Annotated in this window: 12 protein-coding genes and 1 other annotated feature; of the genes, 3 read left to right on the top strand and 9 right to left on the bottom strand. The window is 55.4% G+C overall.

Features of this window, described 5'->3' with window-relative positions:
* Positions 1–64: 64 nt before the first annotated feature.
* The gene (locus WMW72_RS25915) at positions 65–307 is read right to left on the bottom strand and encodes a DUF4321 domain-containing protein (protein ID WP_341418480.1); all 243 of its coding nucleotides are present in this window, start codon (positions 305–307) and stop codon (positions 65–67) included.
* A gap of 136 nt (positions 308–443) precedes the next feature.
* Here WMW72_RS25915 and WMW72_RS25910 point away from each other — a divergent pair, with 136 nt between their 5' ends.
* Entirely contained in the window at positions 444–1,862 is a 1,419-nt protein-coding gene (locus tag WMW72_RS25910; RefSeq protein WP_341418479.1) for an N-acetylmuramoyl-L-alanine amidase, read from the top strand.
* Between the two features lie 168 nt (positions 1,863–2,030).
* On the opposite strand, the gene WMW72_RS25905 is transcribed toward WMW72_RS25910, so the two are convergent.
* Positions 2,031–2,513 carry a GNAT family N-acetyltransferase gene (locus tag WMW72_RS25905; protein WP_341418478.1) on the bottom strand — a complete coding sequence of 161 codons (483 nt, stop codon included), beginning with the start codon at positions 2,511–2,513 and terminating at the stop codon, positions 2,031–2,033.
* A gap of 423 nt (positions 2,514–2,936) precedes the next feature.
* On the opposite strand from WMW72_RS25905, the gene WMW72_RS25900 reads away from it, so the two are divergent.
* Positions 2,937–3,341 carry a VOC family protein gene (locus WMW72_RS25900; RefSeq protein WP_341418477.1) on the top strand — a complete coding sequence of 135 codons (405 nt, stop codon included), beginning with the start codon at positions 2,937–2,939 and terminating at the stop codon, positions 3,339–3,341.
* A 154-nt stretch (positions 3,342–3,495) separates the two neighbouring features.
* The gene (locus WMW72_RS25895; protein WP_341418525.1) at positions 3,496–3,942 is read left to right on the top strand and encodes a GNAT family N-acetyltransferase; all 447 of its coding nucleotides are present in this window, start codon (positions 3,496–3,498) and stop codon (positions 3,940–3,942) included.
* Positions 3,943–4,022: 80 nt separating this feature from the next.
* Here WMW72_RS25895 and WMW72_RS25890 read toward each other — a convergent pair whose 3' ends face one another.
* The 7 genes from WMW72_RS25890 to WMW72_RS25860 form a co-directional block, all read right to left on the bottom strand.
* Positions 4,023–5,444 carry an SPOR domain-containing protein gene (locus WMW72_RS25890; protein WP_341418476.1) on the bottom strand — a complete coding sequence of 474 codons (1,422 nt, stop codon included), beginning with the start codon at positions 5,442–5,444 and terminating at the stop codon, positions 4,023–4,025.
* A gap of 220 nt (positions 5,445–5,664) precedes the next feature.
* Positions 5,665–7,053 carry a UDP-N-acetylmuramate--L-alanine ligase gene (gene murC, locus WMW72_RS25885; RefSeq protein WP_341418475.1) on the bottom strand — a complete coding sequence of 463 codons (1,389 nt, stop codon included), beginning with the start codon at positions 7,051–7,053 and terminating at the stop codon, positions 5,665–5,667.
* A 7-nt stretch (positions 7,054–7,060) separates the two neighbouring features.
* The gene (locus tag WMW72_RS25880) at positions 7,061–8,446 is read right to left on the bottom strand and encodes a bifunctional folylpolyglutamate synthase/dihydrofolate synthase (protein WP_341418474.1); all 1,386 of its coding nucleotides are present in this window, start codon (positions 8,444–8,446) and stop codon (positions 7,061–7,063) included.
* A gap of 7 nt (positions 8,447–8,453) precedes the next feature.
* Positions 8,454–11,123 (bottom strand): valine--tRNA ligase, encoded by a 2,670-nt coding sequence (locus WMW72_RS25875; RefSeq protein ID WP_341418473.1) that lies wholly within the window; start codon positions 11,121–11,123, stop codon positions 8,454–8,456.
* A 160-nt stretch (positions 11,124–11,283) separates the two neighbouring features.
* Positions 11,284–11,545 (bottom strand) — a binding site (T-box leader).
* A 158-nt stretch (positions 11,546–11,703) separates the two neighbouring features.
* Positions 11,704–12,798, bottom strand: coding sequence for a LysM peptidoglycan-binding domain-containing protein (locus tag WMW72_RS25870; protein WP_341418472.1), 1,095 nt, complete (start codon positions 12,796–12,798; stop codon positions 11,704–11,706).
* A gap of 107 nt (positions 12,799–12,905) precedes the next feature.
* Positions 12,906–13,787: an RluA family pseudouridine synthase gene (locus WMW72_RS25865; protein WP_341418471.1), complete on the bottom strand. Its 882-nt coding sequence runs from the start codon at positions 13,785–13,787 to the stop codon at positions 12,906–12,908.
* The gene (locus WMW72_RS25860; protein WP_341418470.1) at positions 13,784–13,948 is read right to left on the bottom strand and encodes a hypothetical protein; all 165 of its coding nucleotides are present in this window, start codon (positions 13,946–13,948) and stop codon (positions 13,784–13,786) included. The genes WMW72_RS25865 and WMW72_RS25860 overlap by 4 nt, the downstream gene beginning before the upstream one ends.
* Between the last annotated feature and the right edge of the window lie 134 nt (positions 13,949–14,082).

Here is a 14,082-nt window from a genome sequence, read left to right as displayed (position 1 = left end):
CCTCGTTTCGAAATATTGTAGAATCATGTAGAATGAGTATAAGTCTGTCCCAAAATCGGGCTAATTATAGCCTACGGAAGACCCAGAACCCTGCAGCAAGGCCCATAATACTGATCAAGTTAAGCCGGATATGAAGGTCAAGATCGTAACGGATCACGAGCAGATCGGCCTTCGGCTGCCAGGACAATTCGACCGATTTGGTCAAAAACGAAAGGGCCGCATACGAGGACAACAGCTGCCCGACAAGGGTTCCTGCCACGAGTCCGATCATGAGCAAGAGGATGAGCGTGAGCGTATTTTTTTTCACGGTAGGGATAACCTCTTTCCACAGCATAAGATTCAGGGGGCAGCTGGGCAAGCTGTCCGAACCCTTGTCATTATATCATATTCGTTACTTGCAGCGGTTTTTTTATGGGTAGGAAACATGAAAAGGAGTGGAAGGATTGAAAACAAAATGGCTTGGGGCTGCGCTCGCTGCATTTTGCTTGTGGGCCTCCCCTGGACAAGTCCTAGCAACGACCGTCGTCGTCGATGCTGGTCACGGCGGCACCGATCCCGGTGCGATCGGCGTGAATGGCTTGCAGGAGAAAACCGTCAATCTGGAGATTTCACGCAAGCTGCGCGACCTGCTCGTTCAGCGCGGCTATGATGTGCGGATGTCCCGGGATTCCGACACGTATCTCTCACTCAGCGAGCGTGTGGCTTACACGCAGGCACAAAAAGCGGACTTTTTCGTATCCATTCACGCGAATTCCTATAGCAACCCGGCAACAAGGGGGGCGATGGTGCTTTATTATGACGATGCGCATCCACAGGACAGCTATCCGGCCAGCGAAGCGATGAAGGCGCTGACACCCCAAAGCCGCGACCTGGCGCAAAAGGTACTGGACGGCTTCCTGAACAAGGCGGGCGGCGAGAACCGCGGCCTGGTGCCCAGTGCCGTCTATGTCGTAAGAATGGGAGACATCCCGAGCATTCTGGTCGAAACGGCCTTCTTATCGAATGCCCAGGATGCGGCGCTGCTGGCCACGGATGAGGCGCGTAGTAAGATGGCTGTGGGCATTGCCGATGGCATCGAAGCTTATATGTCCGCTTCGCTCTCGCCATTTCCCGATATTAAGAATCACTGGGCCCGTGAAGCGATCCTGCGGCTCAAGGAGAGCGGGATCGTCGACGGTGCCGCCGGCGGCCGCTTCGAGCCTGCGCGAGCGCTAACAAGAGCAGAATGGATCACCCTGCTCAGCCGGGTGTTCGATCTGAAGCATCCGGGACAAGCCTGCACAGACAGCAAGAGCTCCGTGTCCGGCGCGGTGTACGGAGATTGCACGCCGGCCAAGACCAGTGACAACGGCGCGGGTACAGGCAAGACCCCAGGTGCTCCAGGCACGACAGTGGATGCAGCCAAACCAGGAACGACTCCCGACAGGACCTCCTCTGTTCGAGGTGCCGCGGATGCAACAGGCAAAGCCGGCTCCGGCCAGCCAGGCGGCTCCCTGCTAAGTGCTTCTGCCTTTAAAGATGTCACCCCCAAGCATTGGGCATACGATCAGCTAGATCTGGCGGTGAAGGCAGGGCTGCTGGAGGGATATCCCGACGGCACGCTTCGCCCCAATCAGACGGTCAGCCGTGCCGAGGTCGCAGCGCTATTCCAGCGGCTGGCGAAGACTCCTGCGTCGACTATTACCGCTAGTCCGTTCCTCGATCTGCCAGCCGACCATTGGGCCGCTCAGGCTGTCGCCGCCTTGAAAAGCAGCGGGCTCATCGACGGTGCCACCGCGACGGGCTTTGCTCCGGATCGGTCCATGACCCGCGCGGAGGCTGCAACCCTGCTTGACCGTTACATCAGCCGCAAGGGTAAGTAACACCTGTCTGCCGCGAATCAATGTCAAAGTACCGTCATATGCGAAAAGAAAATAAGTATTAATCCGTAAGATTAAACTAGCTTCAACAATAAAAGCAGCGGTAGCCTTGGACGAGATCATAAGTCCTAGACTGCCGCTGTTTTATTAAGCTAACGTGCTGGTTTTAGCTTAAGCCCATTGTGTTATTACCAGCTTGAATTTTTGACGACTACCGCCTTCAGGACCATTCGGAATCGGTTCGTCTTGAGGTTCGAATCCAAACTTTTGATACAGCCGTCTTGCAGGCTGCCCATCTGGGATATCATCACCAAAAGTAATAACCGATATTTCTGCTGGGACATTAACACATTTCAGTACATGTTTCAGTAGTTCAGATGCTATGCCTTTATTTCTAGCTCGAGAGGAAACAACTAACCATCCTATCTTGTAGCTTGGTGCACCTACTGACGAGAATAATATTCCACCGAGTAAACAAGCTCCTGGAGCACCGTCGTTTTCCCTAATGCAGAATGCACTGCTGTAGTTCATATTTTTCTCTATGGCCCGAATAAATGTTGGATCGCTTACCATTGGACCAAATAAGTATTCAACTTCAGCAGCCAACTCTAACCATCCGTTCAAATCATCTTTTGTAGCACTCACAACGTTCATAATAAGCCCCTTCGAAAGAATGAATATGATTGGTGTAATTGTACCACATTATGGAATTACTCAATCCGTTAGTTGAACAACAAACCAGACATATGTATCAAATATCTTATTTTGTGATCATGTAACGAAGGCAGCTACCAAAACCGCAAGGGCATTCGACCGGCAAGGACTTGCTGAACAGCTGCACCAAGGATGAGATCGGGGAACGCGGCAACATCCATATCGTGTACTGACGCATTCCGAAATCCAATTCGGGAGTAGGCCATAATAATGTTAAAACGCTACTGACATACTGTTGTCAGTAGCGTTTTTATATAATCGGAGTAAGTAAACATAAAGGAGTGAAAGATAAATGCGAAGTATTCTGGCCCAAAATGATAGGATACGGTCTTGTATCATTTATTATAGGAAGGGTGGTATCTCGTGAATTTTGCTTCTGTACGCATCATTACCGACGACGTGGATCGTCTCGTCGAGTTCTATGAGAAAGTCATGGGTGTTTCGGCGGAACGCCCCGCGCCTGTCTTTGCCGAACTCGTTGTGCCTTCGTGCACCCTGGCGATCGGCCACTCCCAGACGGTGCAACTGTTCGGCGCCGGTTCCGCAGTGGCGGCCGCCAATCACACGGTCATCATCGAGTTCCGGGTCGACGATGTCGATGCCGAATACGAGCGCTTGAAACCGTTTATCGATGAGTGGGTAAAGGAACCAACCACGATGCCGTGGGGGAACCGTGCTGTGCTGTTTCGCGATCCCGACGGCAATCTGGTTAACCTCTTCGCGCCGGTGACCGAGGAAGCGATCAAACGGTTCAGCGGCAGACGTTGACGGACAGTTGAATAGGTATGCAAGAATTTTCATGGACAAGTCAAAGGAGCAGCTACGGCTGCTCCTTACGTTTGCCCCAGTCTAACGCCCTTACGATTGCATATTTATTCATAATAACGTATATTAATGTAATGATATATAGGAGGTTTACATGATGTCACTTGTCATAAGATTTGCTGAACTTGATGATTTGAATGGTTTGACCGAGGTCATGTATGAATACATCGTTGGTTTTTATAAGAACCCCCGACCTGCCACTGAAAAACTTCATCAGTTGATTCAAACGCTCTTGGAAAAACAAGAAGGTGTTCAGTTTGTGGCCTTACAGGATGGGAAGATAGTTGGTTTTGCAACATTATACTTTACATTCAGCACCATGAAAGCAGCTAAATACACGGTTATGAACGACCTCTTTGTCATTGAACAATTACGGGAGACAGAAGTGGAATCACAGCTGTTTTTAGAATGCCACAAGTACACAAAGGAGCATCAATTTACTCACATGACTTGGATAACGGCTGCTGATAATAAACGAGCTCAACAGTTTTTTGATAAAATGGGAGCCATTCAAGGTGATTGGGTCAACTACTCAATGAGATAAGTATCTGAATTCTTTAAGATTGAGAGCCATGGTTTGACTTATCTGCCTGGCGGTTTTCTTAACATGATATCCCTCGTCCATTAGGAAACTGCTATCGATTTCAACAAATCCTTCTCCGCAACCAGATACTGCATGATCGCCGTTTGGGCCTGCCACATCAGCGAGGTGGACGGGTTCTTCTTATATTCCTCCAGCGTGACCACAGCTGTATTGAGAGCGCTGTTCAGCTTGGGAAGTGCAGTTCTGCCCGCCTCGCCCAATCCATCGCTGATCGCGGATGCCGACTGGGACCATGACTGATGTGTCGTCTTGATGGTCTGCAGCGCCTGCTCGTCCAGGGGCTTAGGCTCCTTATCCACAACGTGGAGAGACGTTTGCGCAGCGATCAGCTGAACCAGCTTGCTGCCCTGATTCATGTACGTTGCGAACAGCTCAGGCTGCTTGCCCGTCCAGCGGATGTGCGAGACAGCTGGAATCTCATAAGGCTTCAGCATAACGTCAATTTGCTTGTCCTTGTACGTCTGAGACAATCCGAGCGATTCATCGCGGCTCGCAGCGACTCCGACAAATACCGTATACTTATCACCCGCTTCGCTCACTGCGGACAAGCCCTTCTTGCGGAAGTTGCCAACTTCCGTCTCAGCGCTTTGAGCTGTGCTGAACACGCCTCCCTGCAAGATCGTGTAGCTGCGTGCCGGGAGAGATACGGCTACGCCTGCTCCCGCCGTCGCCGGTACGGAGCCTCCACCGCTCGTGCCAGTCCCAGGCTTCGCAGCACCCGCTTGCCCGCCTGCAGAAGCCTGAGCGGACTTCTGCTGCTCGGGCTTGCCGCCCTTCACCTGCGAAGCCTGGTCTCCCTCCGGAGCCGAGAACATCGACAGCACCAGGAAGCCGAAGGCTACCCCGGTTACCACCGCTCCGGCGACAGACGCTGCGATACGCAGGAAGGAACCGCCTCCGCCCGGGGAACGTGTAATCCGCACATGACCCCCACCGTACCGGCTGTCCCGGCTTGGCTCGATTGGCCCCTTCATCGCGGGTCCATAACCCGGACTCGCTCCGCTGTCCTTCCGATCATGCCGGTCGTGCCTGCCGTCCAGCTCATAGTCAGGCTGATCCCGCCTAGTGTATCCGTTCTCAGGATGAACGGCAGCCTCACGAGAGCTGCGAATCATCTCCTCGACTCGGCTCGTTTCCTCATCAAAGGAGCTCTGCCAGCCTCCGTAATCGGTCGTATAATCGTTCAATGGCTTGACGCCGCTAGTATGAAGACCGGCGTCCGTTGCCGGTGAAGCTGCCGAAGGCTGCTCACTCGTCTCCTTGCGGAGTTCGTCCGTCCAGACTCCCCGATCTTGAGCAGCACGATCCGGCAGATGAACAGGCTCCTCCACGACGCGGTACTCCTCCGCATGAAGGGGGACGACCTTGGAGTCGCGATGCCTGCTCCGCTCCTCCGGCTTACGGTCTTGTGAAAAACGAAACGTCATCTTGGCTTTGTTCATAGCTTCAACTCTCCCTTGTTCAGTGATCTTGCTACTAGACTATGAGAGTTGTCCCGGGAATAGAACCAAAAAAAGAGGAAGACCCGGCACATGCCGAATCTCCCTCCCTTTCTATCCGGGCGCTGATGACCCGGCCTGGAACTATGCTTAGAAGCCGCCACCGGCGTCTTAACGTTCATGTTTGGATCAAAACCGTAACGACAGACCTGTGGGGAGCAGCTTAGCCCTTCGATGCCTCGCGCTCTTCCAGCGTCTTGGCAAGGCCCACAGCTGTTTTCCAAATATCGCCGGCTCCCATCGTGATGACCAGGTCGCCCGGGCGAACCGCATCCAGCAGATACGTCTGTACTTCTTCCTTCGTCGGAATATACTTGACATTGGAATTGCTATTCTCGCGGATCAGCTCTACCAGCTTGGCAGACGAGATCCCTTCGATCTGCTTTTCCCCCGCAGGGGAATAAATGTCCGTGATAATGACTTCAGCCGCCTCCGGGAACGCCCGGCTGAACTGCTCGAACAGGAAGTAGGTGCGTGTATATCGCTGTGGCTGGAATACCGCTACAATCCGTTTGCCTGTAGCCTTCGCCGCCTGAATCGTCGCCTCGATCTCGGTAGGGTGGTGAGCGTAGTCATCGATGACCAGAATATCGTTGACTTCACCAAGCACCTGGAAGCGGCGTTTCGCTCCGCGGAACTCGGTGATCGCTCCGGCTACCTGCTCAAAGGTCAATCCCGCTTCCATGCAAGTGATCAAGGTCGCCAAGGCATTGTATACGTTATGCTTGCCGGGAACCGATAATCGAATCGTCCCCAGCACTTGCCCGGACCGGACCACCTCGAACGATACCTTACGATCACCCAGCTCGATGTTGCGGGCGATAAAGTCAGCATCGGAATCGATGCCGAAGGTGATCACCTCACTGCGGATATCCGGCATCATCTCACGCAGGTACACGTCGTCCTTGCTGATGACCGCCTTGCCCTCCGGCTTAACCTGACTGAGGAACTGGGCGTAAGCCTGCTTTAGCTTATCGAAGCTTCCGTCATAGTTCTCCAGATGGTCGGCCTCAATATTATTAACCAGCGAGATCAGTGGCTGGTATTGCAGGAAAGAACCGTCGCTTTCATCCGCTTCGGCCACCACATATTCACCTTTTCCGGCCTTCGCATTGCTGCCTACGTTCAAAATCTCCCCGCCGATAATAAAGGTAGGGTCCTGACCGCATTCCTCCAGCACCAGCGCGATCATGGACGACGTTGTCGTCTTGCCGTGAGCGCCGGCGACAGCTATGCCTTTTCTTTCATTCATCAAGCGGGCCAGCATCTGGGAGCGGTGCAGGATCGGAATGTTCAGCTCTTCCGCTGCGACCATCTCCACGTTATCCTTGGACAGTGCCGTCGAGTAAACGACAATGTCCGCGCCCTTCACGTTCTGCGCCTCGTGCCCGATATATACCTGTGCGCCCTTGGCGGCAAGCTTTTCGGTCAGCTCGGCCTGCGCCAGATCAGATCCCGAAATTTGGTAGCCCATTTCCAGCATCACCTTGGCAATGGCGCTCATACCATACCCGCCGATGCCGATAAAATGGATGTGCTCCGATGTATTCACGCCCGTTTCACCAGCCCTTTTCAGAATCAGATTGATGCTTGATCCAGGAACGTACATCCCCAATCAAATATAACGTACCGGACACGACGGCCAGGTCATCCTGTCCCGTCAAGCGCTTCAGACGGTCCAGCGCCTGCTTCCAGTCCGGCTCGATCACAACTTCCACTTCTTCACGTCCGAGCTCCCTCAGCATCCCCTTGGCTAGCTCAGCCAGCTCCTCGGCAGATGCTTTCTTGAGCCAATTCGGTTCGGTCAAGATCAGGGTATCCACTATTGGCAGTATATGCCGGAAATACCCAGTATGATTCTTATTTGTCAGCATCCCCATCATAAAATGCAGCTTGTCCCGCTTGTAGGTATCGGTCAAAGCCGCAGCCAGCATTTCTGCGCCTTCGGCGTTATGCGCCCCGTCGATCAGGATGCGTGGCTCTGTGGAGATGAGCTCCAGCCTGCCCGGCCACTGGGTGGCCTTCAGCGCACGATCCAGATCCTCGTCGTCGATGATCAGCGCATAATACTGCCGCAGCACCTCCAGCGTCATCAGCGCAACGGCCGCGTTCTTCACCTGATGCGGTCCGTTCATCGTGATGGCAACGTCCGGAATACGGCGGAACAGCCCCTCGAAATGAAAGACCTGCTCATTCTCTGCCCGGGACACGAGCTCCGTCCGGTAATCGCGTCCTAACAGATACAGGCTGCTTTTCTTCTCGGCCGCCTTCTCCTCGATGACCGCAATCGCCTCCGGCTGCTCGACCGCACTGATGACAGGCACACCGGCCTTGATGATCCCCGCCTTCTCCCCTGCGATCGCAGCGAGTGAATCGCCGAGAAAGTCCATATGGTCATGACCGATATTGGTAATGACGGAGACAAGCGGCGTCACCACATTGGTCGAATCCAGCCGCCCGCCCATCCCTGTCTCCCAGACAACGAAATCGGGATAGGCCGTGCGCGCGAAGTACTCAATCGCGACCACTGTTGAGATTTCGAACATGGACGGCTGTCCGTATTCGCGGGTGACCTCATCGATGATAGGCTTCACCTTGTTAATCGTCTGCAGCAGATCCTCGTCGCTGATATTCTGACCGTTTAACCGGATGCGCTCGTTGTAGGACTCGATATAAGGGGACGTGAACGTCCCCACATCATAGCCCCCCGAACGGATCGCTTCGGTCAGAAAGGCGCATACGGAGCCTTTGCCGTTCGTTCCAGCCACATGAATAAACTTCAGGCGTCTGTGCGGGTTATCGAGCAGCTCCATAATCTTCTCCATCCGCTCTAGACCGAACTTGATGCCGGCCAGCGGGATGAATCGGACGATCCAGTCCACCGCTTCCCGGGCTGTGCTGAACGCCTGCTCAGCTGCCCGTCCTTCAGTTTCTTCGATAGTCATCGGCGGCTCACCCCTTCAGTTCGGCGATGCGCGCCGTCACTTTATCGCGTTTGTCCGCATAGTCCGCCAGCTTCGCTTTTTCTTCTTCGATGACTTTAGCCGGAGCCTTCGCCACGAAGCCTTCGTTCGACAGCTTCTTCTCGATCCGCTCAACCTCGCCGTGCAGCGTCTTCAGTTCCTTATCCAGACGCGCTATTTCCTGGGCAATGTCGATCAGACCCGCCAGCGGAAGGAACAGCTCTGCACCCGTCACGATGCCTGTCATCGCTTTATCCGGCGCAGCTAGCGCCGCATCGATCGACAAGCTAGACGTGTTGCTGAAGCGGCGCAGATACTCTTCGTTGCGCTGAAGAATATCGAGCGTTTCGCCGTCGGTCGGCTTCACCAGCAGCTCGATCTTCTTGCTCATCGGCACATTCACTTCGGCACGTATATTGCGAACTGTGCGAATGATATCCATCAGCAGCTCCATCTCTCGGACAGCCCCCGGCGCTTCAAATACGCCGTCGAAGACCGGCCATGGCGCCAGCATGATCGTCCCGCCTTCATGCGGCAAATGCTGCCAGATTTCCTCGCTGATGAACGGCATGAACGGGTGCAGCAGACGCTGCGTACGGTCCAGCACATAGGCCAGCACGGATTGCGTCGTCTTCTTGGCGGCTTCGTCCGTTCCATACAGCGACAGCTTGCTGAACTCGATGTACCAGTCGCACAGATCGTCCCAGATGAAGTTGTACAGCAAACGTCCGGTCTCCCCGTACTCGTACACATCCATCAGACGCGTCACATCGCGGACCGTCTCGTTCAGGCGGTGCAGGATCCAGCGGTCGGCCGTCCCTAGCTTGCCGCTCAGATCGATCTCCTCGTAGCTGAAGCCCTCCAGATTCATCAGGGCAAAGCGAGACGCATTCCAAATCTTGTTGGCGAAGTTACGCGCCTGCTCGACCTTCTCCCACCGGAAGCGAAGGTCCTGCCCCGGCGTCGAGCCAGTGGACAGCATAAAGCGCATCGCGTCCGCGCCATATTTCTCGATCACCTCGAACGGATCGACGCCATTGCCCAGCGACTTGGACATCTTGCGTCCTTCGGCATCGCGTACCAATCCGTGGATCAGCACGTCCTTGAACGGAATACGGTTCGTCAGCTCCAACGAGCTGAAGATCATCCGGGATACCCAGAACGGGATGATATCATAGCCGGTAACCAGCACGTTGTTAGGGAAATAGCGCTTGAAGTCCTCCGTCTCCTCCGGCCAGCCCATCGTCGAGAACGGCCACAGCGCCGAGCTGAACCACGTATCCAGCACGTCATTATCCTGACGCAGATGCTGGCCTCCACAGTGTGGACAAGCCTCTACGTCGTCCCTCGAGACGATAACCTCTCCACAATCGTCGCAGTACCAGGCCGGGATGCGGTGTCCCCACCAAAGCTGGCGGGAAATACACCAGTCGCGGATATTTTCCATCCAATGCGTATACGTTCTATCGAAGCGCTCCGGCACGAAGTTTGGACCTTCGCCAGACTTCTGCACCTCAACCGCCCGCTCGGCCAGCGGCTTCATGGCGACGAACCACTGCGTGGACAAATACGGCTCGACGACGGCGCCGCTGCGCTCGCTGTGGCCGACCTGATGGACATGCTCCTCGATCTTCAGCAGCACGCCCTGCTCCTTCATGTCCGCAACGATCTGCTTGCGGCAGTCGAACCGGTCCAGGCCGTTGTAAGGACCTGCGTTCTCGTTCATCTTGCCCGATTCGTCCATGACTAGCACCTGTGGCAGATCGTGGCGAAGCCCGACCTCGAAGTCGTTCGGATCATGGGCCGGCGTAATTTTGACCGCGCCGCTGCCGAACTCCTTCTCAACATAGTCGTCACCGACAATCGGAATCTCGCGGCCGACGATCGGCAGCACCAGCGTCTTACCGATCAGATGCTTGTACCGCTCATCCTCCGGATGCACAGCCACCGCCGTATCGCCGAGCATCGTCTCAGGACGAGTTGTCGCTACCACGATGAATTCGCTGCTATCCTTGACCGGATATTGCAGGTGATACAGAGCCCCTTGCACTTCCTTGTATATGACTTCAATATCCGAGAGCGCCGTGCGCGCTGCCGGGTCCCAGTTAATGATACGCTTACCGCGGTAGATCAGGCCTTCTTCGTAACGGCGCACGAATACCTCGCGTACGGCCTTGGAGAGACCTTCGTCGAGCGTGAAGCGTTCGCGCGAATAGTCCAGCGACAGACCCATCTTGGCCCACTGGTCGCGGATGTTATTCGCATACAGATCCTTCCACTCCCATACCTTCTCCAGAAATTTCTCCCGTCCGAGATCGTAACGGGTCAGCCCTTCCTCGCGCAGCTTCTGCTCGACTCGGGTCTGTGTCGCGATGCCCGCATGGTCGGTCCCCGGCAGCCACAGTGCGTCGTAGCCCTGCATACGCTTGAAGCGGATCATGATGTCCTGCAGCGTTATATCGAGCGCATGGCCGATATGCAGCACGCCCGTCACGTTAGGAGGCGGGATGACGATGCTGTAAGGCTCGGCGTCAGGCCGGTTGCCTGCCTGAAAATATTGTCCTTCAAGCCAGAAGTCATACCACTTCTTCTCGCTTTCCTTCGGATCGTACGTCGTGGGCATGGAGGTTTCCGGCGCCGCTTGTTTGTTCTCTTCCATCCTGATTCACTCCTTGAGCAAGTATAAAGTTATGACATGTTCTTGTCGTCCGCTGACCGGTGCGTGAAGCTGGCATCGTACCTGATTCTCCGGACTTCCTGGAGCCTATATGACTTTCCGCTGCGCGCTGCGCGAAAAACATGAAAAAAAGCCTGTCGCCGCAAAGGACGAAGGCTTACGCTTCCGTGGTACCACCTTTATTCCGCATGCAGGATCGCTAACAAGCGGGCAGCTCCCGCCGGACTGCGTGCATACGGCTCTTGTACAGATAACGGCTGTGACCGGCCGAATCTAAGCTCAGCGCTTCAATCCGGCAACTCCGGGGCGACTTCAACAGGTACGTCCTGCAGAACCTCTCAGCTTATGGCCGGTTCCGCTCTCTGAAGGATTCGCTGCTTACTACTCCCTTTCCACGTTATTACAGCATCTTATGCGTTCTATGATAAACAATCCCAGGGTGAGAGTCAATATAAGCCTTGTTCATCCAAGCCTCTCCCTGCTACCAGTATAGCCAAAAAAAGCCCGGACCAAGCCTCTGAAGGCTAATCCGGACCGTTTTTTTTGTTCACATCCCCATCCGCTACCGCGGAATATATACAATCTGGCCGGCTGCCAGCTCGTTATCTCCGAGCCGGTTATATAGAATAAGTTCCCTCGGATTTAGCTCGTATTTCTTGGCGATCGTCTCCAGCGTGTCCTCCTTCTGTACAATCACCAGCCTGACCTTCTTGAACTCCTGCTGTTCTCCACGCCGGGATAACAGCAGATTGCGCAGCTCCACCTTCTGCGCCGATGCGGCCTCGGCGGCAGCCTGGGCCTGGGCCGCCTCTTCCGCTGCGCGCGCTTCGGATTTGGACGCGCTGTAGTTGATCAGCGAGGACAGCCCGAAAGCCCCCGTCTTCGGACTTACCGGTGCCGGTGTTTGTGCCGCGGCAGTCTGCTGCTCTTCGGAGGTTTTTTTGCTCCCGAAGCCAACCTTCAGCTCCTTCTTCTCTTCCTCAACTGCGGGCGCTGGCTCCGGAAGCCATTCGTTCACAGCTTCTTCCGATTGCACAACCGGTACAGGCTCGGCTTCTTCCTCCTCGTTCTCGTGCTCCGCCGCACTCACCGGGGGGTGAGGCTCCTCGTGACGGCTGCCCTGCCAGCTTGCCGGGTCCGCCGCCGGCTCCTGAAAAGCCCCCTGCTCCTCCTCACGCTGCCTAGTCTCGACATCTGAGATGTATTCCTCGAGCTGTGCTGCCGAAGGCTCGTGCACGAACACAACCTCTTCCTCCGTCTCCCGCCACGCCGGCTCGGTTCCGTTGCTCGAGCTGGACACCTCCAGCCCGTTCAGCGACAGCACCCCGGTAATATTCAGGCTTCGCGGCGACAGCAGGTCCACGTCGAAGTTCTCGATCTCTACGGCGATTTCCTCGACGCGGGTCACGCGGCTCATCGGCAGCGTGATTTCCACGGGAATCAGATGCTCCAGCCTTTGCCCCTCGCGCTCCTGCTCATCCACATAGCTCCCGGTAAGGAGCAGATTGCCGCGCAGCAGAGCTTGTTCTCCCTGCGAGAGCACCTGAATATGCGGAACCAGCTCAACGCCCTCCAACTGCCTGATGCCGAGCACTTCATCGCTGACGTGCACCCGTTCGTAAATATCGAACCGCAATCCGTTTGATGGTGTTGTCAATGTCATGTCCTCCCTTTCGTCATCCTATCTCGGGCCGTAGAAAAGAAGATGCCAGAGCGCCGTTGTCCTATCCCATTTATATGGCACTCCCGGAAGGAGCATGACATCTATTTTTGCAATCGCGTCTGGAGCGCCTTCAGATCCATAGGCCATGGTGCCTCCACCCCAATACGCTCGCCAGTCAGCGGGTGGGGAAAGGTCAGTCGTTCTCCATGCAGCGCCTGACGCCCGATCGGGTCTGCGGGACCGCCGTAGAGCGTATCTCCGAGCAGCGGATGTCCCAGATGGCTCAGGTGAACGCGGATTTGGTGGGTGCGCCCCGTCTCCAGCGTCAGCCGGACCAGCGTTGCCCCCTTGAAGGTCTGCAGCCGCTCGTAGCGCGTTACGGCACGGTCGCCCGTAGGCGACACCCTCCGCCGCGTCGGATGATGCCGGTCGCGTCCGATACTGCCGTCCAGCCGGCCCTTCGGACGGACTACCTGCCCCTGGACAAAGGCCACATACGTGCGGTCGATCCGCTTCTCGCTCATCCACACATCCAGCTTGCTCTGCACCCATGCATACTTGGCAAAGAGCACCGGGCCAGTCGTATCCGCGTCCAGCCGGTGAATATGGCGGGGACGGCATGGTCTTCCCTCCCGCTCCAGCAGCAGGCTTAACGTCTGGGACAGCGAACCACTCTCGCCTGGCTCCGTCGGATGCACCTTCATTCCGGCGGGCTTACCCGCTACCAGACAGAAATCATCCTCATACAGCAGCTCAACCTGTTCGGCCGCTTCTGCTTCATTAGAGCTATGCTCGCCGCTCTCCTGCGGAAACAGATGCAGACGGAGACGGCTGCCGTTCCAGAGCATGCCTTCACTGTGCAGCAGCGTCTTACTCCATTTGTCTCCGATCAGTGCTGCCGCAAGCTCCAGCGCCTGCTCGCGGCCCTCCAGCTCGCTGCTATGCTTAAGCTCCAGCCACTCTCCTTTTCGCTCCCAATTCATGACGGGTTCGTCTCCTTTGCGGCCTGTTGCCGGATTTGCTTGCGGAATCGGCTGTGTTCATAGAAGGCGTAGCCCAGAATGATCACCAGCGCTAGTCCCACCAGTCCGAAAACCAGCAGCGTTTCCAGGGTCAGTCCAAAAAAACTATATCGTTGCAGCACATGCTCAGCCCCATTCGTTCATATACGTGTACTACATGTCATTCTACCAAAGGCACAGGCGATTCTCAAAGCGGTTACACTACCAGTAATCCCTTCATCTGACTCTCGCATTTCCTGTTAAATACAGTCGAGTT

Origin of the sequence: Paenibacillus filicis (genome assembly GCF_038070315.1) — a bacterium.
In the GTDB taxonomy this organism is placed as follows: Bacteria; Bacillota; Bacilli; order Paenibacillales; family NBRC-103111; genus Paenibacillus_G; species Paenibacillus_G filicis.
The sequence above is the reverse complement of the archived record's forward strand: the minus strand, read 5'-3'. Positions and strand labels throughout refer to the sequence as shown.

Excerpts from the sequence above, each read along its gene's own strand:
- WMW72_RS25905 (WP_341418478.1), bottom strand. The coding sequence starts at position 2,513 with ATGAACGTTGTGAGTGCTACAAAAGATGATTTGAACGGATGGTTAGAG.
- WMW72_RS25895 (WP_341418525.1), top strand. The coding sequence starts at position 3,496 with ATGTCACTTGTCATAAGATTTGCTGAACTTGATGATTTGAATGGTTTG.
- WMW72_RS25890 (WP_341418476.1), bottom strand. The coding sequence starts at position 5,444 with ATGAACAAAGCCAAGATGACGTTTCGTTTTTCACAAGACCGTAAGCCG.
- WMW72_RS25880 (WP_341418474.1), bottom strand. The coding sequence starts at position 8,446 with ATGACTATCGAAGAAACTGAAGGACGGGCAGCTGAGCAGGCGTTCAGC.
- WMW72_RS25875 (WP_341418473.1), bottom strand. The coding sequence starts at position 11,123 with ATGGAAGAGAACAAACAAGCGGCGCCGGAAACCTCCATGCCCACGACG.
- WMW72_RS25865 (WP_341418471.1), bottom strand. The coding sequence starts at position 13,787 with ATGAATTGGGAGCGAAAAGGAGAGTGGCTGGAGCTTAAGCATAGCAGC.